This is a genomic window from Halorubrum tropicale (assembly GCF_001280455.1).
GTDB classification, from domain to species: domain Archaea; phylum Halobacteriota; class Halobacteria; order Halobacteriales; family Haloferacaceae; genus Halorubrum; species Halorubrum tropicale.
The window spans coordinates 206,629-229,045 of the sequence record NZ_LIST01000004.1; the positions used below are offsets into that span (position 1 = coordinate 206,629).

Genomic DNA, 22,417 nt, shown 5'->3' on the forward strand with positions numbered 1-22,417 from the left:
GTTTCTTGTCTTGTGGTTCGCCCGCGGCGGCGCGAGCGCTGAAGCCGGACCGATCGGCGGCGAAACGCGCCTTACAGGCGGTCGACGACCGCCGCGGTGACCTCGTCGGTCGTCGCCGACCCGCCGAGGTCGCCGGTTCGAGGCCCGTCGGAGAGGACGCCCTCCACCGCGTCGCGCACCCGCCGGCCCTCCTCGACGTGCCCGAGGTACTCCAGGAGCATGGCCGCCGAGAGGATCGCCGCCGTGGGGTTCGCGACCCCCTCGCCGGCGATGTCGGGCGCGGTCCCGTGGACCGGCTCGAACAGCGCGTTGTCGTGGCCGACGTTCGCCGAGGGGAGCAGGCCCAGCCCGCCGACGAGGCCCGCGGCCAAGTCGGAGAGCACGTCGCCCGCGAGGTTCGGACAGACGACCACGCCGTACCCGCTCGGGTCGAGCGGGAGCTTCGTCGCGAACGCGTCCATCAGCTCCTCGTCCGCGTCGACGCCGCGCTCGGCGGCCACGTCAAGCACCTCCTCGCGGAACCGGCCGTCGGTCTCGCGCATCACGTTCGCCTTGTGCGCGACCGTGAACCCCTCGTCGGGGTCGCCCGCGGGGCCGCGCCCGTCGCGGACGAACTCGCAGGCGTACTCGGCCAGCTCCCGGGACGCCGACGAGGTGACGACCCGCGTCAGCGTCGAGAGGTCGTCGGAGAGCCGGTCCTCGTGGCCCGAGTACACGCCCTCGGTGTTTTCGCGGAGGAACACCACGTCCGTCTCCGGGCGGAGCGCGTCGACGCCCGGGAACGCCTTCGCGGGCCGGACGTTGACGAACGAGTCGACCGCCTCGCGCAGCGGGAGGATGACGTCGGCGGCCGTCTCGCCGGCCGCGCCGAACAGCGTCGCGTCCGCGCCGGCGACGCGGTCGTACGTCTCGGCGGGGAGCGCCTCGCCGGTCGCCGCCTTCGTCGCGTCGCCAGCGTCGGCGGCGACGAACTCGAACTCGACGTCGAGCGACTCCAGCACCTCGACGGCGGCCGGCACGACCTCGCGGCCGATGCCGTCGCCCTCGATGACGACTATCTCGTCGGGCATCCGGTCAGTCGTCCCCCTCGACGTACGGCAGGTCGGCGACCGTCTCGTCGACCTTGCTCCGGTTCGAGTACATCAGCGCGGTCGTGTCCCAGATCCCCTCGACCAAGGCCTCGCGCATCGCGTCGTCGACGTCGACGTCGATGACGGTGTCGCCGTAGGTGACGGTCTCGTTTTCGACGTCCACGTCGATGTCGCCGTCGGGGTTCGCCTCGATCCACTCCTGGAGTTCGACGACCGTCTCGTGGTCCGTCGTGACCGCCGGGATGCCCAGCGACTTGCAGTTGTCGCGGAAGATCTCCGCGTACGACTCGCCGACGACGCCGTCGATCCCCCACCGCATCATCGCCTGCGGCGCGTGCTCCCGGGAGGAGCCGCAGCCGAAGTTGGAGTTGACGACCGCGATCGACGCCCCCTCGAAGCGGTTGAGGGGGTGGTCGTTGAACTCGCCGTCGTCGTCCCGCCGGGCGTCGTAGAAGAGGTAGTCCGCCATGTTGTCGAACGTGACCTCCTTCATGAACTTCGCCGGCAGGATCTGGTCGGTGTCGACGTCGTCGCCGGGGATCGGGACCCCCGTGCCGGACACCTCGGTGATGTGCTGGTCTTCGCTCATCGCGTCTCACCCCCGGTGAGACCGATGGCGAAGGCGTCGTCGCGCGACTCCGTCGTGCGACGGAAGTCGTCCGCGTCGTTCGCGCTCATCAGTCGGCCACCTCCTCGACGCCGCCGGCGCCCCCGGTCGGCCCGTCGTCGAGGTACTCGCGCGCGTCGGCGACCTCGCCCTCGACGGCCGCGGCGGCGACCATCGCGGGGCTCATCAGGACGGTGCGGCCGTCCTTCGACCCCTGCCGCCCGATGAAGTTCCGGTTCGACGAGGAGGCGCACACCTCGTCGCCCTCCAGGGCGTCGTCGTTCATCGCCAGGCACATCGAACAGCCGGCGCGGCGCCACTGGAAGCCGGCCTCGATGAACGTCTGGTCGATGCCGCGCTCCTCGCACTGCTGGCGGACGGTCTCGGAGCCGGGGACGGCCAGCGCGCGGACGTCCTCGTCGACCGTGTTCCCCTCCAGGATCTTCGCCGCCTCCTCGAAGTCGGAGAGGCGGCCGTTGGTACAGGTGCCGAGGAACGCCACGTCGACGTCGTAGCCGAGCATCGACTGGCCGGGCTCGATCTCCATGTGGTCGAGCGCCTGCGCCGCGGCCTCGCGGTCGGTCCGGGCCTCGAAGTCGTCCGGGTGCGGGACCGGCTCCGAGATCTCGATCACCTGTCCGGGGTTGATCCCCCAGGTGACGAGCGGGTCGAGCCCGTCGGCGTCGACCGTGACCGCGTCGTCGTACTCGGCGTCGTCGTCGGAGGCGATCGACTCCCAGTACGCCTTGCGCTCCTCGAACGCCTCGCCCTCGGGGACGTACTCGCGGCCCTTCAGGTACTCGTAGGTGGTCTCGTCCGGGTTGATGTAGCCGGCGCGGGCGCCGCCCTCGATGGACATGTTACACACCGCGAGCCGGCCCTCCATGTCGAGCGCCTCGATGGCGGGGCCGCCGTACTCGTACACGTGCCCGACGCCGCCGTCGACGCCGAGGTCCTGGATCACTTTCAGGATCACGTCCTTCGCGTAGACGCCCTCGCCGAGCTCGCCCTCGACGTCGACCCGGCGGACCTTCTGCTTGTCCGCGGCGATACAGCCGGTCGCGAGCACGTCGCGGATCTGGCTCGTCCCGATGCCGACGCCGATGGAGCCGAACGCGCCGTGGGTCGCGGTGTGGCTGTCGCCGCAGGCGACGGTCATCCCGGGCTGGGAGAGCCCGAGTTCCGGGGCGACGACGTGGGTGATCCCCTGCTTGCCGGACTCGAAGCCGAAGAACGTGATCCCGCTGTCGCTCACGTTGCGTTCGAGCGCGGAGAGCATCTCCTCGGCCTGGTCGTCGGCGAGGGGACGCTCGCGCTTGTCGGCCTCGGTGGGCGCGATGTGGTCCGTCGTCGCGAACGTCCGGTCGGGATACGCGACGTCGAGCTCGCGCTCGCGCAGCATGCCGAACGCCTGCGGGCTCGTCACCTCGTGGACGAGGTGGAGCCCGATGAACAGCTGGTCCTGCCCGTTCGGGAGTTCGGTGACCTTGTGTCGGTCCCACACCTTGTCGTACAGCGTCCCCTCGCTCATCAGGCGGTCACCTCTGCCGACTCCTCCTCGTCCTCGTCGGCCGACTCCTCCCACGCGAACAGGCCGCGCAGCTCGTCGCCGACGGCCTCGATGTCGTGGTTCTTCTCCGCGGTCCGGAGCTGCGTGTAGGAGGGCCGCCCGGCCTGGTTCTCGGCGATCCACTCGCGGGCGAACTGCCCGTTCTGGACCTTCTCTAAGACCGCCTCCATGTTCTCGCGGGCGTGCTCGTCGACGACCGCGTCGCCCTGCGTGAGCCCGCCGTACTCCGCCGTGTCGGAGACGGAGTCCCACATCTCGCCGAGCCCGCCCTCGTACATCAGGTCGACGATGAGCTTCAGCTCGTTGAGGCACTCGAAGTACGCCATCTCGGGGGAGTAGCCCGCGTCGACGAGCGTCTCGTACCCCTGCTTGACGAGCGAGGTGACGCCGCCACAGAGGACGGCCTGCTCGCCGAACAGGTCGGTCTCGGTCTCCTCGCGGAACGTCGTCTCGACGACGCCGGCGCGCGTACAGCCGATGGCGGCCGCGTACGCGAGCCCCTCGTCGCGGGCGTCGCCGGTCGCGTCCTGATACACCGCGAGCAGGCCGGGCGTCCCCTGGTCGTTCTCGTAGTTCCGGCGCACGAGGTGGCCGGGCGACTTGGGCGCGACCATCGTCACGTCGACGTCCTCCGGCGGCTGGATCTGGTTGTAGTGGATGTTGAACCCGTGCGCGAACTGCAGCGTGTCGCCCGCGTCGAGGTTCGGTTCGATCGCGTTCTCGTACACGTCCGGCTGGACGGTGTCGGGGACGAGGACGCTCACCACGTCGGCCTCGGCGGCCGCGTCGGCGGGGGTCTCGACGCGGAGCCCGTCGCTCTCGGCGGCGGCCCGCGAGGAGCTGTCCTCCCGGAGGCCGACGATCACGTCGACCCCGCTGTCGGCGAGGTTCTGCGCGTGGGCGTGGCCCTGCGAGCCGTAGCCGAGGACGGCCACCGTCTTGTGCGCGATGGCCTCCTCGTCCGCGTCGTCGTCGTAGTATACTGTCGAGTCGAACGTCTGCGTGTCGTCTTCGGTCATGTGTATCGTGTTGTGTCCGCGTGGGTCCGCGTGTCAGTCGTCGTGCGTCGTCGGCTCGCCGGCCGTTCCGGGTTTCTCTCCTGGCGCCGTGGGGGTGTCGCCGCGCGCGAGGGCGGTCGGGCCCGTCCGCGCGATCTCGACGATGCCGAACCGGTCGAAGGCGCTTATCGCGCTGTCGACGCTCGCCTTGTCGCCGGTGAGCTCGACCGTGATCGTGTCCGGGCCGGCGTCGACCGTCCGGCCGTCGTACATCTCGGAGACGGCGTGGACCGCGGCGGGGTCGTCGGCCTCGACCTTCAGCAGGACGAGCTCCGAGGTGACCGCGTCGCCCGCGACCTCGCCGACCGAGATGACCGGCTTCAGCTTCGCCATCTGCTTTTCGATCTGGTCGATGCCGGGGTCCGTCTCCTCGACGACCATCGTGATCCGCGAGTGGCCGTCGACGGTCGTCGGCCCGACCGTCAGGCTCTCGATGTTGAACTGCCGGCGGGAGACGAGTCCGGAGACGCGCGCGAGCACGCCGGGCTCGTCCTCGACGAGCGCCGAGATGACCGCGCGCCGCGACTCGTGTTCGGCCTCGACGACCGGGTCGATCCGGATCCCCTCCAGATTCCGGCGCCCCTCGGGGTGGTCGCGCTCGTCCGGCCCGGGCTGCTCGTCGGGGAGGGGCCGCGAGTCGGCCTCCGGCGCGCCGGCGGACGGGGAGTCGCCGCTCATAGCTGGTCCTCCGCGGCCGCGAACTTCCCGTTCGCGCCGCCGCTCGGCACCATCGGCAGGACGTTCTCCCCGGGGTCGACGTGGAAGTCGACCACGGCCGGCCCCTCGTAGTCGAGCGCTTCCTCGACCGCGGGCGCGACCTCGTCGTAGTCGTCGACGCGCAGCCCGAGGGCGCCGAACGCCTCCGCGAGCTTGTCGAACTCGGGCATCCACGTGTAGTCGGACGCCATGTGGCGCCCCTCGTAGAAGGCGTCCTGCCACTGCCGCACCATGCCGATGTACTCGTTGTTCAGCACCGCGATGGTGACGTCTAGCTCCTCCCGGACCGCGACCGACAGCTCCTGCATCGTCATTAGGAAGGAGCCGTCGCCGTCGAAGCAGACGACGTCGCGGTCCTCCTCGCCCATCGTGTCGGCGGCGACGCGCGCGCCGACCGCGGCGGGCACGCCGTACCCCATCGTGCCGAGCCCGTGCGAGGAGACCCACGTGCGAGGCTCCGTGTACGTCCAGAACTGCGAGGCCCACATCTGGTGTTGCCCGACGCCGGTCGTCACGATGGTGTCGTCGTCGGTCGCCTCGTCGAACGCCTCGACGACGAACTGCGGCTTCAGCGGCTCGTCGTCCGGCGTCGCGTACGTGAGCGGGTACGTCTCCTTCCACTCCTCGCAACGCTCGCGCCACGCGGCGGCGTCGGGCGCCTCGCGGACCGCCGCCGTCAGCTGGTCCAACACGCGCCCGGCGTCGCCGATCAGCGGGTAGTCGGCGTGGACGTTCTTGCTGATCTCCGCGGGGTCTATGTCGACGTGGATCACCTCGGCCTCGGGCGCGAACGTGTCGATGCCGCCCGTGAGGCGGTCGTCGAACCGCGTCCCGACCGCGATCAGGCAGTCGGTGTGAGTGATCGCGAGGTTCGCGTAGCCGGTGCCGTGCATCCCCGCCCACGAGAGCGAGAGGTCGTCGTCCTCGGGGAACGACCCGATCCCCGGCATCGTCGTGGTCACGGGGATCCCGTAGCTCCGGGCGAACGTCCGCGCCTCGTCGCTCGCGTCGGCCTTGATGACGCCGCCGCCGAACAGACAGAGGGGACGCTCGGCGGCCTCGATGGCGCGCGCGGCCGCCTCGACCGCGTCGGCGTCGGCGTTCGGGTCGGGGTCGGTCCCCGCGGGCGGCGTCGCCGGCCCGGGCGTCCGATCGGTCTCGTCCTGCGTCACGTCCTTCGGGAGGTCGACAAGGGTCGGCCCCGGGCGTCCGGCCCGCGACAGCTCGAACGCCTCGCCGACGGTGTCGCCGACGGTGTCGGCCCCGCCCGCGAAGTAGTTGTGCTTCGTGATGGGGCGGGTGACCCCGATCGTGTCCGTCTCCTGGAACGCGTCGTTCCCGACGAACTCCGTCGGGACCTGGCCGGTCAGCGCGACCATCGCGTCGGAGTCCATGTCGGCGTCGGCGATGCCCGTGACGAGGTTCGTCGCGCCCGGGCCGGACGTGGCCATACAGAGGCCCGGCTCGCCGGCGACGACGCCGTACGCGTCGGCGGCGTGGGCCGCGCCCTGCTCGTGGGCCATCGTCACGTGCCGGATCGACGAGTCGTACAGGGCGTCGTAGACGGGCATGATCGCGCCGCCCTGAACGCCGAAGGCGGTCTTCGCGCCCGCGGCCTCGAGGGCGGCGACGACCGACTCGGCGCCGGTCGAGACGGCGCCCGCGGCCGGTCCGTCGTCCGGGTCGGTCGGTTCCTCGGTCGCGCCGTCGTCCGACTCGTCGGCGTCGGATCGCGGCTGTGCTGCTGTGTCGCTCATTGTCGTGGTGGTGTGCGGTGTTGCATCTGGCGGGTTGTCGTGTCGGTCGCTGCGAACGCGGGGCGGCCGGGGGCGGCCTCGACCCGTCGAGCGCGGCACTCCGGGGTTCGGGAACGGTCCGGCCGCCGGCGTTCGGCGGTGCGTCGCGTCGGTGAGGAAGGGGTAGTGTAGGGGGTCAGACCCCTACGATGATCGGCGCGACGGCTCCCGGGACGCTCGCGCGCGCCGCGGCCGTGGAACGCCGTCGCATCTCGCCCGAGGCAACGCGGCCGGGGTATAAATTCCTGTCGGGGGACGCGGCGCCGGGCGGCGCGCGGCCCCTCGGTCGGGTGCTCCCGCGACCGTCCTCGCGGTCGCTCGGGGGGCGCTCCGGTCGGGACGGGGTCCATCAGACCCGGACCTCCTCCTCGCGCGCGACGCCCGCCTCCTCGGCGAACCGCTCGACGTCGCCGGCGGTCACCTGCCGCTTGCCGGCGCCGTACTCCTTGACCCGCTTGGTTATCTTCCGGACCTCGCTGTCCGTCGGGTCGAAGCCGGCCTCCACCAAGTGCTTGCGCACGCTGTGCGTGCCGGTGTGTTTGCCCAGCACGAACTCGCGCTCCGCGCCCACCATCTCCGGGGTCATCACGCCGGTCTCGAACGTGTCGGCGTTCTCGATGACGCCCGCGGCGTGGATGCCGGACTCGTGGGCGAACGCGTTCCGCCCGGTGATCGGCTTGTTCGCCGGCACCGGGATGTCCGAGGCCTCCTCGACGATCCGGGCCAACTTGGTGATCTGGGTCGTGTCGATGCCCGTGTCGACGCCGTACACCGACTCGACGGCCATGACGACTTCCTCGTAGGCGGCGTTGCCGGCGCGCTCGCCGATCCCGTTGACCGACACCTGCGCCTGCTCGGCGCCGTTCTCGAAGCCGGCCACGGCGTTCGCCGCCGCCATCCCGAAGTCGTCGTGGGTGTGGACGTCGACGCGGGCGTCGGTCGCCTCCACGACGGCCTTCACCGTCTCGCCGAAGCTGGTCGGCATCCCGACGCCGCAGGTGTCGGGGATGTTGATCCAGTCGGTGCCGGCGTCGGAGACGGCCTCGACGATGTCGATCAGGTACTCCGGGTCCGTCCGAGTGGCGTCCATCGGCGAGAACATACACTCGACGCCGGCGTCTTTCACCTGCTCGACGGCGTCGACCGCGCGCCCCTTCGCCTCCTCGCGGGTCGCGTGCATCGAGTCCTCCAGCTGGACGTCGCTGGTGGAGACGAACACGTGGACCATCTCGACGCCGGAGTCGAGCGCGGCGTCGATGTCGCCCTCGACGACCCGCGCCAGCCCGCAGACGGTGGTGTCCGTCGCGGCGGCGATGTCGCTGACGGCCTCGAACTCCGCGTCCGAGTTGACCGGGAACCCCGCCTCGATGACGTGGGTGTTCATGTCGTCCAGCGTCGCCGCTATGCGGCGTTTCTCGTCGTAGCTGAACGACGTCCGTGGTGACTGTTCTCCGTCTCGCAGGGTCGTGTCGAAGATCCGTACCGGACCTATGTCGACGTTAGAAGCTATCGTGCCCTGGAAGAACTCGATCCGCCGGGGTGTCCGACGAAGCCTCCGTGATGTCTGTCATCGACTCACGACAAGACGGTCGGCTACTTAACGGTTTGGACGATCGCAAAATCGGAGCGGACCGGCAGTTCGGCGCGCCGCGAGGGGAACCGAAAGAACCGCAGGACAGCGCCGGCATCATTACACCTTAAGGAGATTATACACACACCGGTGATCGGGGACGTATTCCGATCCGGAAGCCGATTAATAAGCCGGATCGACGTTCGTTTCTTTCGCTCCGCAACCGGCGCGCGGTGGGAACGCGCGTCGCGACACGCGGTGGCACGAGGCGACGGAAGGCGGCGGGCAGCGCGCGGCGCCGCGGATCGGCGTGCGGCGCCGCCGGTGCGCGTCAGGGATCGCTGCGGTGCGCCCTCACCGACCGAGCGCCGCCGTCACCTCGCGCCGGAGCGCGACCAAGTCGGCGTCCGCCCGATCGCGGGGGCGGTCGATGTCCACGTCGACGACCGACTCGACCGTGCCGGGCTGGCCGCCGAGGACGGCGACGCGGTCCGCGAGGTAGACGGCCTCCTCGACGTCGTGGGTGACGAGGACGACGGTCGTTCCCCGCTCCGCCCACACGTCGAGCAGGTGGTCCTGCTGGTCGGCCTTCGTCAGGCGGTCGAGCGCGGAGAAGGGCTCGTCGAGCAGCAGCACGGACGGGTCGTAGGCGAGGCCGCGCGCGAGCGCGACGCGCTGGGCCATGCCGCCGGAGAGTTCGCCCGGGCGGCTCTCGGCGAACCCGTCGAGCCCGACCGTCTCGATCAGGTCGTCGACGCGCTCGCGGGCCGCCTCGGTATCCGGGTCCACGTCGGCCGGGAGCCCGACGGCGACGTTCTCGCGCACGTCCGCCCAGTCGAGCAGCCGCGGCTCCTGGAACACCATCCCGACCGCGTCGCTGCCGCCGTCGCGCACGTCCGTCCCGTCGACCGTGACGCGCCCGCCGAACTCGGCTTCGAGCCCCGAGAGCACGCGGAGCAGCGTCGACTTGCCGCAGCCCGACGGGCCGACGACGGCGACGAACTCCCCGTCCACGACCGCGAGGTCGACGCCGTCGAGCGCGACGGTGTCGTCGTACCGCACCCGGAGGCCGTCGACCGCGAGGACGGGGTCCGCGTCCGGGGGCGCGGCGTCGGCGGTCGGCGGCGCGAGGTCGGCGTCAGCGTCCGACGACACGGTCTCTCACTCCCTTCACCGCGAGGTCCGAGCAGTTGCCGAGGAACGCGAAGAGCAGGATCGACCCGACGATGACGTCGGGCCGCGCGAGGGTCCGCCCGTCGCTCAGCAGGAACCCGATCCCCTGGCTCGCCGCGATCAGCTCCGCGGCGACCACGAACATCCACGCCAGCCCGACGCCGCCGCGGACCCCGACGAGCAGGTCCGGGAGCGCGGCCGGGAACACGACCCGCCGCAGCGACTCGAGGCGGCCGAGGTCGTACACCTCGGCGACTTCCAGCAGCTCCTCGTCGACCGCGGCGATACCGGTCGAGAGGTTGAGGTACACCGGGAAGAACGCGCCGACGGCGATGAGCAGCACCTTCGCGGTCTCGCCGATGCCGAACCAGAGGAGGAACAGCGGCACCCACGCCAGCGACGGGATGTTCTTGAGGCTCTGTAAGAGCGGGTCGAGGAGGTCGCTCGCGGTCCGCGAGAGCCCGGTCGCGGTCCCGAACAGAATTCCGACGGCGATTCCGAGGCCGGCGCCGAGAACGACGCGCTGAACCGTGATCGCGACGTGGCCCCACAGCTCGCCGGAGGCGGCCATCCCCCGGAGCGTCTCCGCCACCCGCAGCGGCGCCGGCAGCTGGTGGGCCGCGAAGACCCCGGTCGCGACCGCGACGTGCCAGCCGACGACCAGCGCGGCGGGGACGAGCAGGCCGAGCAGCGGCCGAAGCCGGCTCGCGGCGGAGAGCGGGACCGGCCCGAGACCGCGCGACTCGGCGCTCCGGGCCGACCCGTCGCCGTCCGACCCGCGGCGGGCCTCGGACTCGTGAGGGGTGTCCGCGGCCATCTCAGGCGACCTCGGTCGCGAACTCGGAGTCGATCAGCTCGTCGACGGCCCCGGCCGGGTCGGCGTCGTCGGTCACGAGCCCCTCGCGTTCGAGGACCGGCGAGAGGTCAGAGAGCAGTTCGCGGTGCGGTTCGCCCGGGATCGGCTCGGAGAGGTCGGTCCGCCGAGTGAACACGCGCTCCGCGACCGGCGCGGACATCTCGGAGGCGTCCGCGAGGATCCCCGCGGTCGCCTCGGGGTTCTCGACCGCCCACTGGCGGCCGCGCTCGTAGGCTTCCAGGACGCGGCGCGCCTGCTCCGTGCGGTCCGCGAGGAACCCGTCGAGGAAGTTCAGGAAGCCGTAGGTGTTGTACCGCGGCTCGCGGAAGAACAGCTCGGCCCCCTCGTGTTCGAGCTCGAGCTCGGCCATGTGCGGGTCGAGCCCGGCCCACGCGTCCACGTCGCCCCGGACCAGCGCGGACTGCCCCTCCGGGTGCTGGAGGTTGACGACCTCGACGTCGTCCTCGCTCAGCCCGGCGTCACCGAGCGCCTGGAGCAGGAAGAAGTACGGGTCCGTCCCGCGGGTCGCGGCGACCCGCTTCCCCTCCAGGTCTGCGACCGACTCGATCCCGGTCTCCCGGAAGGTGACGAGGGCCGTCCACTCCGGCTCCGAGTAGACGTACGGCGTCGTGATCGGCACGCCGTTCGTGCGCGCCATCAGCGCCGCGATGCCGGCGGTCGAGGAGACGTCGGCCTCGCCGCTCTGCGCGTACTCGTTCGCCTGGTTGCTGCCGAGGCTCAACACCCACTCGACGTCGGTGCCGGTGTCCGCGAACGTCGCCTCGAGCCAGCCCTTCTCGCGCAATACGAGGCTGACCGGGTTGTAGTACGCGTAGTCGACCGTCACCGTACCCGAGCCGCTCCCGCCCCCGACACAGCCCGCGGCGAGCGAGCCGCCGATCGCCGCGCCGGTACCGCGCAAGAACTGTCTTCGCTCCATCGTGACTCCTCGTACCGGTGCCGCTCATAAACCGATATGGCTATTGAGAATATTCATCCACGACTATGATGCCCTATGGTTATTTATTTTCATCAGTGGCGACGGTTCACACGCGAACAGACCGCGGCGTCGCTCGCGCTGTCGCCCGGACGCGCGGTTCGCTCGCGGTCGCTCGACCGCTCGAAGGCGTTCGGCTCGCGTTCCGGGTACCGGATCATGTTGCGGAGTCCTCGCGGCGTCCGGTCTCGGCCGCGAAGAGCATCCACTGAGGAAACGAGTTCCTCCGCGATTACATCCCCATGTCGGCGGCGGCGTCCGGCACCGGGAGGTCGGGGACGGCGACGCCGAGGAGTTCGGCGGCGTGATCGAGCGCCATGTCGAGCCCGTAGTACCGCTCCAACTCGTCGCCGTCGGGGCCGGGCCGGACCTTCAGCATGGCGTACCCCTCGACGTTCTGCGCGACGGTCGCCTCGCGGCCGTCCCGCGAGAAGGTGAGCCGTCGTTCGCCGTCCGTCTCCTCGTACCGCGCCTCGATCCCGTTCGCCGACGCGGCCTCCGTGTCGGTCATACCCGCGATACGGGCCGGACCCTGTCGAACCTGTCGGTCGTTACCGGGGGTCCCACCCGTGGAACTCGGTTCCGGGCTCCAGTTCGAGGTCGAACGCGTCGATCATCCCGCCGAGCGCGTCGTACCCCCGCGCGGTCGCGGCGATACCGACGATCGCCTCGTCGTCGTACAGCGCCGCGACCTCGTCGTGCGCCACCGCGTCGACCTCGCCGCGGACGACCGCGAGGGCGTACTCGATCAGGGTCGTCTCGCCGTCGCCGAAGGGACCGGTGTCACCGCGTCCGAGCGCTGCGATCGCGTCGTCGTCGACCCCAGCCCCACGGGCGATGTTGACGTGTTGGTGCCACTCGTAGCGGTTGCCGACCTCGCTCGCGACCGCCAGGATGACGAGCTCGCGCTCCCGCTCCGTGAGGCCGCTGTCGGTCCACAGCGACCCGAGGAACGACCGCAGCCCCGCCAACACCTCGGGGTTGTTGCCGACCGACTGGTACACGCGGAGCGGTTTTCCCTGAAGCGACGACTCCAGGAGGTCCTCGTGCTCGTCCGGCACGTCCGACGCCTCGGCGTAGGGAACGCGGGCCATGGCGCCCGGTCGCGCTCGGGGAGCATAGGTGTGTGCCACTCGGTATCGCTCGCCGCGAGCGGCCGCGGGGGCGCGGCGGCGATCCGCGATGGCAACCTTAAGGGACGCCACGCACCAACCGAGGGTAATGAGCACCGAGGTCACCCGCCGGCGGGCGTGGCTGATCGCCGCCCGGCCGCAGACGCTCCCGGCCGCGGCCGCGCCGGTGATCGTCGGCGTCGGCTTGGCGCTCGCGGACGGGGTGTTCGCCCCGCTGCCCGCGCTGGCGGCGCTCGTCGGCGCGGCGCTGATCCAGGTCGGGACGAACTTCGCGAACGACTACTACGACGCGATCCAGGGCGCCGACACCGACGACCGCGAGGGGTTCACCCGCGTCGTCGCCAGCGGCCTCATCGAACCGGCCGAGGTGAAGCGGGCGATGTGGCTCACCTTCGCGGCCGCCATCGGCGTCGGCACCTACCTCGTCGCCGTCGGCGGCGTCCCGATCCTCGTGATCGGACTCGCCTCCGTCGCGGCCGGGATCGCGTACACCGGCGGCCCGTACCCGCTCGGCTACCACGGGCTCGGCGACCTCTTCGTGTTCGTCTTCTTCGGCGTGATCGCCGTGACGGGGACGTACTACGTCCAGGCCGCGGCGCTCCTCGCCGGGTGGTTCCCGGTCGGGGTGCCCGGTGAGGCCGTCACCGTCGGGGCCGCGGTCGCGAGCCTCCCGATCGCCGCGCTGTCGACGAACATTCTCGTCGTCAACAACCTCCGCGACCGCGAGGAGGACGCCTCGACCGGCAAGCGCACGCTCGCCGTCCGCTTCGGCTACCGGTTCGCCCGCGGCGAGTACCTCGCGATGCTCGCCCTCGCGTACCTCGCCCCGCTGTGGTTCGTCGCGCGCGGGGACGGCCTCGCGACGCTGCTCCCGCTCGTCACGCTCCCGCTGGCGGCGACCGTCGCGCGGACCGTGTTGACCGAGACCTCCGGCGAGGCCCTCAACCCCGCGCTCGAATCGACCGGCAAACTGCTCGCCGCGTACGCCGTCGCGTTCGCGGTCGGACTGGCGGTGTGACCCACGACGACCCGCGCGGCGGGGGGCCGGCCCGGACCGTTCGACACCGGCCGTTCGCGCTCGACCTGACCGGACCGCTCGGCACCGCCCGCGGGGAGATCGGCCGCCGGGAGGGGTTCGTGGTCACCGTTGAACGAGAGACGGCAGAGGACGGCGCGGCCGGCCTCGGCGAGGCGACGCCGCTCCCGGGCTGGACGGAGTCGCGGGAGGCCTGCGAGGCCGCGCTCGACGGCCTCGGCGACCGGAGCGAAGTCGACTCGCCCGCGGAGGCGCTGGACGCGGCGTCGACGCCGGCCGCGCGCCACGGCGTCTCCCTCGCGGTCGCCGACGCCGCGGCCCGCGAGCGCGGACGGCGCCTCGCCGCTCACCTCGCGGACACGGCCGGCGCCGGGGTCGCCCCCGCGGACGCGGTCCCGGTCAACGCGACCGTCGGAGACGGCTCTCCGGTGGAGACCGCCGCCGACGCGAGGCGCGCGGTCGAGGCGGGGTTCGACTGCCTGAAGGTGAAGGTCGGCGCCCGCGGCGTCGGCGCCGACATCGAGCGCGTCCGCGCCGTCCGAGAGGCCGTCGGCGACGCGGTCGCGCTCCGCGCCGACGCGAACGGCGCGTGGGACCGCGAGACGGCGTCCCGCGCGCTGGACGCGCTGGCCGCCTTCGACCTCGCGTACGTCGAACAGCCGCTCCCGGCGGACGACCTCGACGGCCTGGCGGCGCTTCGCCGGGGCGACCCGGCCGACGGCGACGGGAGCGACGGCGGAGGCGAGGGCGACGACGGGAGAGACGACGGCGGCGGCGTCCCGATCGCCGCCGACGAGTCGGTCGCGGCCCGCGGGATCGGCGCGGTGCTCGACGCGGGCGCGGCCGACGCGGTCGTGCTCAAGCCGATGGCGCTCGGCGGGCCGGATCGCGCGCTCGCGGCCGCGCTGCGGGCGCGAGAGTCCGGCGTCGACCCGGTCGTCACCACCACGATCGACGCGGTGGTCGCCCGGACGGCCGCCGTCCACGTCGCGGCCGCGGTCCCAGACGTGTCGCCCTGCGGCCTCGCGACCGCGTCGCTGCTCGACGGTGACCTGGCGCCGGACCCCTGTCCGGTCGAGGGCGGCCGGATCGCGGTCCCGACGGGTCCCGGTCTCGCAGGGGGCGCGTTCGACGACCTGCGGCGGTAGCGGGACGGGGGCGGACCCGGCGCTCGCCGCGGGGGGACGGACTTTTCACCGCGACCGGCGAACGGGGGGTATGAGCGAGTGGACCGACGCCATCGTCGGCGAGCGGATGACCGTCGACAACCAGTTCAACGAGCGCGTCGCGGCGTCGCGCTTCTCCAGCCAGGAGTGGGGACTGATCATGACGGCCACGGAGTTCGAGATCGAGAACGCCGACGACCCGGAGGCCGCCCGCGTCGTCGCGGACACGTCGAGCCTGCCCGCGATCATGCCCGAACTGGAGAACCTCCGGTCGCAGATGGCGGGGATGGGCGGCGCCCCCGGGGGCGACTCGGGCGGCTCCGGCGGCGGCGGCGGCGTCGTCGACTCGATCAAGGGCGCGCTCGGGCTCGGCGGTGGCGGCGGGTCGTCCGACGAGGAACTGGAGGCCGCCGAGCGGCTCGTCCAGGAGTACGCCGACGAGCTACAGGCGCACCTAGAGGAGGTCGGCAAGTGGGAACAGGTCCGCGTCGCGTATCAGGAGTAGCGGGGCGGCCCGGGACGCGGGGGCGACGCCGGACTTACTTCAGGTCGCTGCCGCGGAACAGCGTCAGCTCCTCCGCCTCGTAGATGTTGATCAGTTCGCTCACGATCTCGTCGTACTCCTCGTCGTCGACCCGGAGCGCGTCGAGCCGCTCGACCGTCTCCTCGTCGAGGTGGATCTGGGGCATACGCGGAGATTGGTCGGCCGAGGGATAAAAAATGTCGCCGGGCGTGATCCGCGACGGCGTCGCCGAGGCGGACTCGGTTCGCGGCGCTCGGCGCAGCGTCAGTCGCGTCACTCGGACTCGCTGCGGAGTTCGGTCGGATCGCCGGCGCCGGACTCGTCGGTCGCGAGCGCCTTCTGAGCCGATGCTTCGACGTCCTCGACGGTGAGATCGACTGTCGGGGGCACGAACTGACCGTTGAGGAACAGCGTGGTGTCGGGCTCGGTCGACCAGTCTGCCACCACTTCCGAGGAGAGAATCGGCCGCTCCGTCGGGTCGCGTCCCACGAGCCGGGTCTTCTCGTCGAAACAGTCGTAGACGATCTGATACTCCGCCCCGAGCCACGAAGCCGGGGAAAGCACCGTTCGCCAGGTGACTCGGTGTTGCGACTCCGAGACCGACTCGACGGAGATGAGCCTCGGCGTCGGAGGGTTCGGAGGCATCACGTTGGTCGAGCAGTTGCCCGCGAAGCGGACCGGGGGGTGACTGGGAAGCCGTAGCGTCGCGAGGGCCGTGTCGAGCGGGAGGCCTTCCGCGGCGAGCAGTTCGATCGCGGTTCGAATCTGGTCCGCCGGGATGTGACCGTCGATCACCGCGGCCCCGGTGCCGCCGCGGCGGACCGTGTCGACGGCGACGGCGGGACGTGAGCTTCCCTCGAAGACGCTGACGGCCGGAGCCGATCGGTCGTCGGCCGCCGGGTAACGAGGGAGGTCGTCCGCGACCGGCAGGCCTTCGCGAACGGAGAGATCGGAGTACAACAGGTCGATCGACGGGTCCGACAGCGCGTCCGCGACTGAGTCCGTCGTCGGCGTTTCGAGAATCGAGAGCGACCCGACGCCGGCCGGCGTCGACGGGCTCGTGAGCGCCTCGCGCAGTCGCCGCGCTCGCTCTTCGGACCGAACGAGGAGGGTGACGTTCGCGCCTCCGGCGTCCGGGGGCGTCCGCCGAAGCTCGTGTTCGTACGCCGCCGGGAGCGCCGCGGCGGTCCACTCCGGTATCGAGTCCGGGACGGGAACCGAGTCGCCCTCGCAGGAGGAGAGCGATCGGCTGCCGGTCGGCCGGTCCGCCGTCGTGACTCCGACCGGATCTCCCGAGCGAACCCCCTCGGCGGAGCCACGGACTCGAATCGGCGCGAGAATGTTGGCCAGGTGCGGCAGGAGCTCGGCCCCTTCGGGGCCGGGACGAAGCACCGCTTCCGCCGCCCACTCGGGAGCGTACGGCTCAACGGTTTCCGCGTCGACCTCGAGGAACTCTATCAGCCGTTCGCTCAGCGGGAGATCGGCTAGGTTCGGCGGGTAAAACGGCAGTTGCGGGCCGACCAGGTCGTACTCCGCCCTGTCGGAGATCGTGTAGCCGTCGATCCGCACGAGCGTGTCGAGGAAGAACCACGTGCGAAGCAGGTCCGCTGCCCGCTCTTCGAGCCGGTGGCCGTCGGTGGGAAGCCGCTCCGTGTACCCGTTGTCGAGCCGGACGGCCGGCGCCTCGCCGATCGTCATCCGGGCCCCGAGGTAGTAGGCGAGCGTCGAGAGGCGGTACACGTCGGCGTACGTCGGTCGGACGACCACCTCGACGCCCGTGTCCGGGACGGTCAGCGGGCTCGGGATTTCGAGCGACTCCCCTCGGTGGATGCGGGGCGGGTACCCCCGAAGCGTCGGCCAGGACCGCTCCGCGGAAAACTCTCTGATGGACGATCCCAGCACCGACACCGCCTCCGCGAGGGCTTCCGGGTCGTCCGGGACGGTGGTCGTCGCCTCCGGCCGGGTATGGAGCGAGCGGACGCCGAGGGAGACGGTCGCGGGACGGTCCAGCGATATCTCGACCGATTCCGGTCCCTCGACGCCGCTGACCGACAGCTCCGCGTCTTCGACTCTGAGGGTCGACTTCACTGCGCCCGTGGTCTCGACACAGTACGATCCCCGCGGGAATTCCGTTGGATCGTTCGGGCGCTCGACGAACTCGCCCTCGGCGTCGCGAACGACGATCGACGTGTACGCCGGGACGGCGAGCGACGTCGCCTCGAAGCTGACGGCGTTGTCGACCGGGGAGGGGAACAGGGCCGAGAGCGCCGGCGAGAGCTCCGGCTCGCGGTCGGCGCGGAACTCCATCTCTTCGCCCTCGATCACGTCGCGGACCGTGAGCGTCGTCCCGTCGACCTCGAACCCGATGCGCTCGCCCGAAACCCCGTCTTTCACGAGCTTATTCTGGTTCGCCAACACGTATGAGCGTGTCGATAATCACGCGGTAACAGGATTCTGAAACGTATTCCGAGCGCTCACGCACCACGGCAAATGCCGTCCTGACAAAAATATTAACACGCCCCCGCACGGAAAAAGGGTATGAACGGTGCCGGGTCAGAGCCGATCGAACGGGCACTCGCGGCGGCGTTTCCGGACCGGGCCGTGGACCGATTGACGGGCGTCGGCCCCTCGTGGAACGGCGCCAACGAGACGGTTGGCGTCGTCTTCGCCGACGGCGGCCGGGCGTTCCTCAAGGTCGCGCTGGCCGACGAGAGCCGCCGACTCGCCCGCGAGCGCGCCGTGCTCCGCTACGTCGCCGAACACGGGCCACTCGCGGTTCCCGAGGTGCTGGCGGCCGAGCCCGACGGCAACCCGGCGTACCTCGCGACGGCGCCGGCGCCCGGTCGCGGGCTGTTGGACGCCTACGAGGCGGCGAGCGGCGACGAGCGCGAGCGACTGCTCCGCCGCGTCGGGGCCGCGCTCGCCGCGCTCCACGCCGACCGGTTCCCGGACCACGGGGAGATCGTCGGCGCGGGGACGGAGCGCGGGAGCGCGGCGGAGCGCGCGGCGACCGCGGAGAAAGAAACGTCCGCGGGACCCGACGGGCCGACCGGGCTCTCGATAGCGTTCGCGCCGTGGTCCGACGTGCTGCTCGCGACGGTCGAGCGGACACGCGAGATCGGCACCAGCGAGCGGCTCGCGAGCCACTACGACGCGGTGATCGACTGCGTCCGCGCGAACCGGGAGACGCTCGACGAGGCGCCGGCCGCGCTGCTCCACGGCGACATCACGAAGCCGAACCTCTTCGTCGACGCCGACGCGGTGGCGGCGATCGACTGGGAGCTGTCTCACGTGGGCGACCCGGCGCGGGACCTCGTCCGCGCCGAGGACCAACTGCTCAACGGCTTCGATTCGACCGGCCCGGAGCGGTTCGCCGCCGCCCTCCGCGAGGGGTATCGCGAGCGGGCCGGGGGGCTCCCGGCGGGGTTCGAGCGGCGCCGCCCGGTCTACGAGGTCGTCAGGATGCTCGGGCGGTCGGGGTTCGTCGACCAGTGGGCGACGTACCTCGACGAGCCGGTCGACGCCCTGATCGAGCGCGCGGACGCCGAGTTACGGGCGCGGCTCGACGCCGTCTGACCGCGGCGGGGGTTCGGCCGCCCGCCTCAGCGGTTCCACGCCGCGTCGTCCGGGTCGATCCGTCGCTCGCCCGGGTCGAGCGCGTCGATGGCGTCGAGGTCGGCGTCGGGCAGGTCGACGTCGAGCGCGCGCAGGTTCTCGCGCACGTGGTCGCCGCGCGCCTTCGGGATCGGGGCGACGCCGCGGTCGAGCGCCCACGCGAGCGCGACGACCGCGGGCGAGCAGTCGTTCCGCTCCGCGATCGCGGCGACCTCCGGGTCGTCGAGGATCTCGCCCCGACCGAGCGGGGAGTAGCCGACGAGGCGGTGGTCGAACTCGGCAGCGAGCCCGCGCAGCTCCGGCTGGCGGAACCGCGGGTGGCACTCAACTTGGTGGGCCGCGATCGTCGCGTCGAGGATCTCGCGCGCCTCGCGCAGCAGGTCGGGGGTGAAGTTCGAGACGCCGACGTGGTCGGTCACGCCGGCGTCGCGGAGGTCGTCGAACGCCGGCAGCGTCGCCTCGGCGTCGTACGCGCGGATCGGCCAGTGGACGTACAGGAGGTCGACGCGGTCGAGTCCGAGGCGGTCGAGGCTCTCGCGCGCCGTCTCCCGCACGTCGTCCGGGGCGAGGTTCTCGGGGTGGACCTTCGTGGCGACGACCACGTCGTCGCGGTCGACGTCGCTCGCGGCGATCCCCGCGCCGACCGCGGCCTCGTTGTCGTACATCTGCGCGGTGTCGACGTGGCGGTAGCCGGCGTCCAGCGCCGCGGCGACGGTGTCGGTACAGGTCTCGGGGTCGTCGAGCCCGGACGTTCCGAGCCCGATCGACAGGTCGAGCGGTGGCACGCGAGACGGTTCCGGGCGCGGAGTGAAAAAGGCGCGCGAGCCGGCACGCGGCGATCCGACGCCCCGGCCGGTGCCGCCGCGTCCAACGTTCCGTCCCGCACGCTTAATCCGTCGCGGCCGTAGGGTGGCCTGATGCCGACCGGCCCGGCGCTCCCCTCGACCCCCGAGCCGCTCCGGCTCGGCGCGTTCGCCGACCCGGTCCTCGTCGACCCCGGACCGCGGCTGCTCCGCGCCGTCGTCGCGGGGTACCGCGAGGCCGCGCCGGCGCTCGTCGAGCCGAGCGTCGCGGACCTGTCGGGCGGCGCGGGCGACACGGGCGCGGACGACCCCGACCCGTCGGAGATCCCGACGCTGAAGGTGCTCGCGGGCGAGAGCGCGGTCGACGACGCGACGGCGGGGTTCCGGTCGGCGAGCCGGCTCGCGGCGCTCGTCGACGCCGACGCCGTCGAGCTCCGCGTCCTCGACGCGCCGCAGCCCAACCCGGTGCTGGCGGGCGAGGAGACCGGATTCGCCCTGATCGGCAGCGAGCGCGCCGGGGCGGCCGCGGAACCGGGTGGGTGGTACCCGGTCGGCGACGACGCCTCGCTCCGCGAGCGGTACGGGTCGCGGTTCGCCGAGGCGGAGCCGTACGGGCTCCGGACGCCCAGTCGGCGGCGGGTGTACGAGGGGATCGCCGCGCGGTGCGACGAGTCGGTCGCGGCGGCGGTCCTCCGCGCGCTCGACGTGACGGACGGCGCGGGCGACACGGGGGACGACGCCGGCGATACGGTAGACAGCGCGGGCGACACGCCGGGGGGTTCGGGCGACGCGAGCGCGGACGGGCCCGACCCGGAAGCGGCCCGCGTCCGCGCCTACGCGGTCGGCGCGCGAGAGGGCGTCCTCGACCGCACCCTCCGGCGGGCCTGCGAGGACGCGGGGCTCGGGAGCCCCTCGACGTTCACGCGGATAAAGCGGCTCCTGCGGGCGGCCGACCTGATCGAGACGGTCGCCGAGCCGCAGCCGGTCGGGCGACCGCGGGAGCGGCTGGCGCCCCGCGGCGCGCTCGCCGCGGCCGAGACCCCCGAAGAGACGGTCGCGGCGGTCCGCGACGTGACGGAATGAGAACGGTGCGAGCGACGAGGCCGCGGAACCGATCGCGGCTCGTCAGTCGTCGGTCGTCTTGATGTCCGCGGAGAGCCCCTGCGCCATCTCGATCTCCTTCGAGTTGTTCAGGGTCCACGCGGTGCGGTCGGTGACGGCCTCGATGGCCTCGCGGGCGGAGGGGTAGCCGTTACCGGACTTCTTCACGCCGCCGAAGGGGAGCTGGACCTCGGCGCCGATACACGGGAGGTTCCCGTACGCCAGCCCCAGCTCGGCCCGGTCGCGGTAGTAGTTGATCTGTCGGTAGTCTTCGGAGATGATCGCGCCGGCCAGCCCGTAGTCCACGTCGTTCTGGATCTCCACGGCGCGCTCGACGCCGCCCTCGTACTCCAGCAGGGCGACGTGGGGCCCGAACACCTCCTCGTGGGTACACCGCAGGTCGGCGTCGGGGTCCGCCTCGTAGACGAACGGGCCGATCCAGTTGCCGTCCGCGTGGCCGTCGGGGACCTCGTCGGCGTCGAGTTCCGTCCGGTCGACGAGGACATTCACGTCCTCGTCGCGGGCGAGCTCGTTGTACTCGGTGACCTTCTCCAAGTGCTCCGGCTCGATCAACGGCCCCATGAACGTGTCCTCGTCGAGCGGGTCGCCGACCGCGACCGACTCCGCGACCTCGACGAACCGCTCTTTGAACTCGTCGTACACGTCGGTGTGGACGATCAGGCGCTCGGAGGAGACGCAGCGCTGGCCCGTCGTCTTGAACGAGGACATCACCGCGGAGTGGACCGCGACGTCGAGGTCCGCCTCTTCGGTGACCACGACGGCGTTCTTGCCGCCCATCTCGCAGGCCGCGCGCTTGCCGGCGACGCCACCGAGCTTCTCCTGGATGTGGTGGCCGACCTCCGCGGAGCCGGTGAAGAGCACCGTGGAGACGTCCTCGTGTTCGACGATCGCGTTACCAGCGTCGCCGAACCCCTGGACCATGTTGAACACGCCGTCCGGGATCCCGGCGTCGTCGAACATCTCCGCGATGATCTGCGCGCACCACGGGGTCTGTTCGGCGGGCTTGAACACGACGGTGTTCCCCTCGACCAGCGCGATGGCCATGTGCCAGTACGGGATCGCGACCGGGAAGTTCCACGGCGTGATACAGCCGGTGACGCCGCGCGGCTTCCGGCGCATGTACGCGTCCTTCGAGGGGATCTCCGAGGGGACGATGTCGCCCTTCGGGTGGCGGGCGTCGCCCGCGGCCCACTCGACCATGTGCGCGGCCTCGACCACGTCGGCTTTCCCCTCGCTGATCTCCTTGCCGCACTCCTTCGAGACGATCGCGCCGAGCTCGTCCGTCCGGTCGCGGAGCTCGTGGTAGACGTCCCACAGGTACTCCGCGCGCTGGATCCGCGAGAGCTCCCGCCACTCCTCGAACGCCGCGTCCGCGGCGTCGACCGCGCGCTCGACGTCCTCGGGAGTCCCGCGTCGGAACTCGCCTAAGGACTCGCCCGTCGCGGGGTTCGCGCTCTCGAAGGTCTCGGACCCGTCGCCGTCGACCCACTCGCCGTCGATGTAGTGCTGGTAGGGCTGCGCCATATGTGGCGGTTACCGTCGGCACGTCCAAATAACCCACCCTACCATGGGCGGCCGGGTCTT

General features: G+C 71.7%; 22 protein-coding genes. 5 read left to right on the forward strand and 17 right to left on the reverse strand.

What is annotated here, in order from left to right; translation table 11 throughout:
• Positions 1 to 71: 71 nt before the first annotated feature.
• The 13 genes from AMR74_RS11295 to AMR74_RS11350 all read right to left on the reverse strand — a co-directional run bounded on the left by AMR74_RS11295 (position 72) and on the right by AMR74_RS11350 (position 12,529).
• Positions 72 to 1,070 (reverse strand): isocitrate/isopropylmalate family dehydrogenase, encoded by a 999-nt coding sequence (locus tag AMR74_RS11295; RefSeq protein ID WP_053772162.1) that lies wholly within the window; start codon positions 1,068 to 1,070, stop codon positions 72 to 74.
• A gap of 4 nt (positions 1,071 to 1,074) precedes the next feature.
• Positions 1,075 to 1,680: a 3-isopropylmalate dehydratase small subunit gene (gene leuD, locus AMR74_RS11300; RefSeq protein ID WP_053772163.1), complete on the reverse strand. Its 606-nt coding sequence runs from the start codon at positions 1,678 to 1,680 to the stop codon at positions 1,075 to 1,077.
• Positions 1,681 to 1,768: 88 nt separating this feature from the next.
• Entirely contained in the window at positions 1,769 to 3,229 is a 1,461-nt protein-coding gene (gene leuC, locus AMR74_RS11305) for a 3-isopropylmalate dehydratase large subunit (RefSeq protein ID WP_053772164.1), read from the reverse strand.
• The gene (gene ilvC, locus AMR74_RS11310) at positions 3,229 to 4,287 is read right to left on the reverse strand and encodes a ketol-acid reductoisomerase (protein ID WP_053772165.1); all 1,059 of its coding nucleotides are present in this window, start codon (positions 4,285 to 4,287) and stop codon (positions 3,229 to 3,231) included. The genes leuC and ilvC overlap by 1 nt, the downstream gene beginning before the upstream one ends.
• Before the next feature lie 33 nt (positions 4,288 to 4,320).
• The gene (gene ilvN, locus AMR74_RS11315) at positions 4,321 to 5,004 is read right to left on the reverse strand and encodes an acetolactate synthase small subunit (RefSeq protein ID WP_053772166.1); all 684 of its coding nucleotides are present in this window, start codon (positions 5,002 to 5,004) and stop codon (positions 4,321 to 4,323) included.
• Positions 5,001 to 6,800 (reverse strand): biosynthetic-type acetolactate synthase large subunit, encoded by a 1,800-nt coding sequence (ilvB, locus tag AMR74_RS11320; protein WP_053772167.1) that lies wholly within the window; start codon positions 6,798 to 6,800, stop codon positions 5,001 to 5,003. Before ilvB ends, ilvN begins: the two co-directional genes overlap by 4 nt.
• 388 nt (positions 6,801 to 7,188) lie before the next feature.
• Positions 7,189 to 8,370 carry a LeuA family protein gene (locus tag AMR74_RS11325; protein ID WP_449272040.1) on the reverse strand — a complete coding sequence of 394 codons (1,182 nt, stop codon included), beginning with the start codon at positions 8,368 to 8,370 and terminating at the stop codon, positions 7,189 to 7,191.
• A gap of 393 nt (positions 8,371 to 8,763) precedes the next feature.
• A complete protein-coding gene (locus AMR74_RS11330) occupies positions 8,764 to 9,564 on the reverse strand; it encodes an ABC transporter ATP-binding protein (protein WP_053772169.1) in 801 nt (266 codons plus the stop codon).
• Positions 9,548 to 10,399 (reverse strand): ABC transporter permease, encoded by an 852-nt coding sequence (locus tag AMR74_RS11335; RefSeq protein WP_053772170.1) that lies wholly within the window; start codon positions 10,397 to 10,399, stop codon positions 9,548 to 9,550. The genes AMR74_RS11330 and AMR74_RS11335 overlap by 17 nt, the downstream gene beginning before the upstream one ends.
• A gap of 1 nt (position 10,400) precedes the next feature.
• The gene (locus AMR74_RS11340) at positions 10,401 to 11,378 is read right to left on the reverse strand and encodes an aliphatic sulfonate ABC transporter substrate-binding protein (RefSeq protein ID WP_053772171.1); all 978 of its coding nucleotides are present in this window, start codon (positions 11,376 to 11,378) and stop codon (positions 10,401 to 10,403) included.
• A 92-nt stretch (positions 11,379 to 11,470) separates the two neighbouring features.
• A complete protein-coding gene (locus AMR74_RS19820) occupies positions 11,471 to 11,596 on the reverse strand; it encodes a hypothetical protein (RefSeq protein ID WP_255510278.1) in 126 nt (41 codons plus the stop codon).
• A 71-nt stretch (positions 11,597 to 11,667) separates the two neighbouring features.
• Positions 11,668 to 11,946: a DUF7111 family protein gene (locus AMR74_RS11345; protein WP_053772172.1), complete on the reverse strand. Its 279-nt coding sequence runs from the start codon at positions 11,944 to 11,946 to the stop codon at positions 11,668 to 11,670.
• A gap of 40 nt (positions 11,947 to 11,986) precedes the next feature.
• Positions 11,987 to 12,529 (reverse strand): carboxymuconolactone decarboxylase family protein, encoded by a 543-nt coding sequence (locus tag AMR74_RS11350; protein ID WP_053772173.1) that lies wholly within the window; start codon positions 12,527 to 12,529, stop codon positions 11,987 to 11,989.
• Between the two features lie 127 nt (positions 12,530 to 12,656).
• Here AMR74_RS11350 and AMR74_RS11355 point away from each other — a divergent pair, with 127 nt between their 5' ends.
• From AMR74_RS11355 to AMR74_RS11365, 3 genes are all read left to right on the forward strand, one after another.
• Positions 12,657 to 13,586 (forward strand): 1,4-dihydroxy-2-naphthoate polyprenyltransferase, encoded by a 930-nt coding sequence (locus AMR74_RS11355; RefSeq protein WP_053772174.1) that lies wholly within the window; start codon positions 12,657 to 12,659, stop codon positions 13,584 to 13,586.
• Positions 13,583 to 14,752: a mandelate racemase/muconate lactonizing enzyme family protein gene (locus AMR74_RS11360; RefSeq protein ID WP_053772175.1), complete on the forward strand. Its 1,170-nt coding sequence runs from the start codon at positions 13,583 to 13,585 to the stop codon at positions 14,750 to 14,752. The genes AMR74_RS11355 and AMR74_RS11360 overlap by 4 nt, the downstream gene beginning before the upstream one ends.
• 70 nt (positions 14,753 to 14,822) lie before the next feature.
• On the forward strand, positions 14,823 to 15,275 hold the full coding sequence (locus tag AMR74_RS11365) for a DUF5799 family protein (protein WP_053772176.1): 453 nt from the start codon (positions 14,823 to 14,825) through the stop codon (positions 15,273 to 15,275).
• Between the two features lie 34 nt (positions 15,276 to 15,309).
• On the opposite strand, the gene AMR74_RS19130 is transcribed toward AMR74_RS11365, so the two are convergent.
• Together AMR74_RS19130 and AMR74_RS11370 are read right to left on the reverse strand one after the other, a co-directional pair.
• Positions 15,310 to 15,459, reverse strand: a complete 150-nt coding sequence (locus AMR74_RS19130; RefSeq protein ID WP_167551910.1) for a DUF7557 family protein — start codon at positions 15,457 to 15,459, stop codon at positions 15,310 to 15,312.
• A gap of 107 nt (positions 15,460 to 15,566) precedes the next feature.
• Complete coding sequence (locus AMR74_RS11370) at positions 15,567 to 17,687, reverse strand: hypothetical protein (RefSeq protein ID WP_053772371.1); 2,121 nt, start codon at positions 17,685 to 17,687, stop codon at positions 15,567 to 15,569.
• Between the two features lie 144 nt (positions 17,688 to 17,831).
• Between AMR74_RS11370 and AMR74_RS11375 the strand changes: the two genes are divergently transcribed.
• Entirely contained in the window at positions 17,832 to 18,869 is a 1,038-nt protein-coding gene (locus tag AMR74_RS11375) for a phosphotransferase family protein (protein WP_053772177.1), read from the forward strand.
• Between the two features lie 26 nt (positions 18,870 to 18,895).
• On the opposite strand, the gene AMR74_RS11380 is transcribed toward AMR74_RS11375, so the two are convergent.
• Positions 18,896 to 19,693, reverse strand: a complete 798-nt coding sequence (locus AMR74_RS11380; RefSeq protein WP_053772178.1) for an aldo/keto reductase — start codon at positions 19,691 to 19,693, stop codon at positions 18,896 to 18,898.
• Positions 19,694 to 19,825: 132 nt separating this feature from the next.
• Between AMR74_RS11380 and AMR74_RS11385 the strand changes: the two genes are divergently transcribed.
• Positions 19,826 to 20,794 carry a transcriptional regulator TbsP domain-containing protein gene (locus tag AMR74_RS11385; RefSeq protein WP_053772179.1) on the forward strand — a complete coding sequence of 323 codons (969 nt, stop codon included), beginning with the start codon at positions 19,826 to 19,828 and terminating at the stop codon, positions 20,792 to 20,794.
• A gap of 42 nt (positions 20,795 to 20,836) precedes the next feature.
• On the opposite strand, the gene AMR74_RS11390 is transcribed toward AMR74_RS11385, so the two are convergent.
• On the reverse strand, positions 20,837 to 22,357 hold the full coding sequence (locus tag AMR74_RS11390) for an aldehyde dehydrogenase family protein (protein WP_053772180.1): 1,521 nt from the start codon (positions 22,355 to 22,357) through the stop codon (positions 20,837 to 20,839).
• Positions 22,358 to 22,417 lie beyond the last annotated feature (60 nt).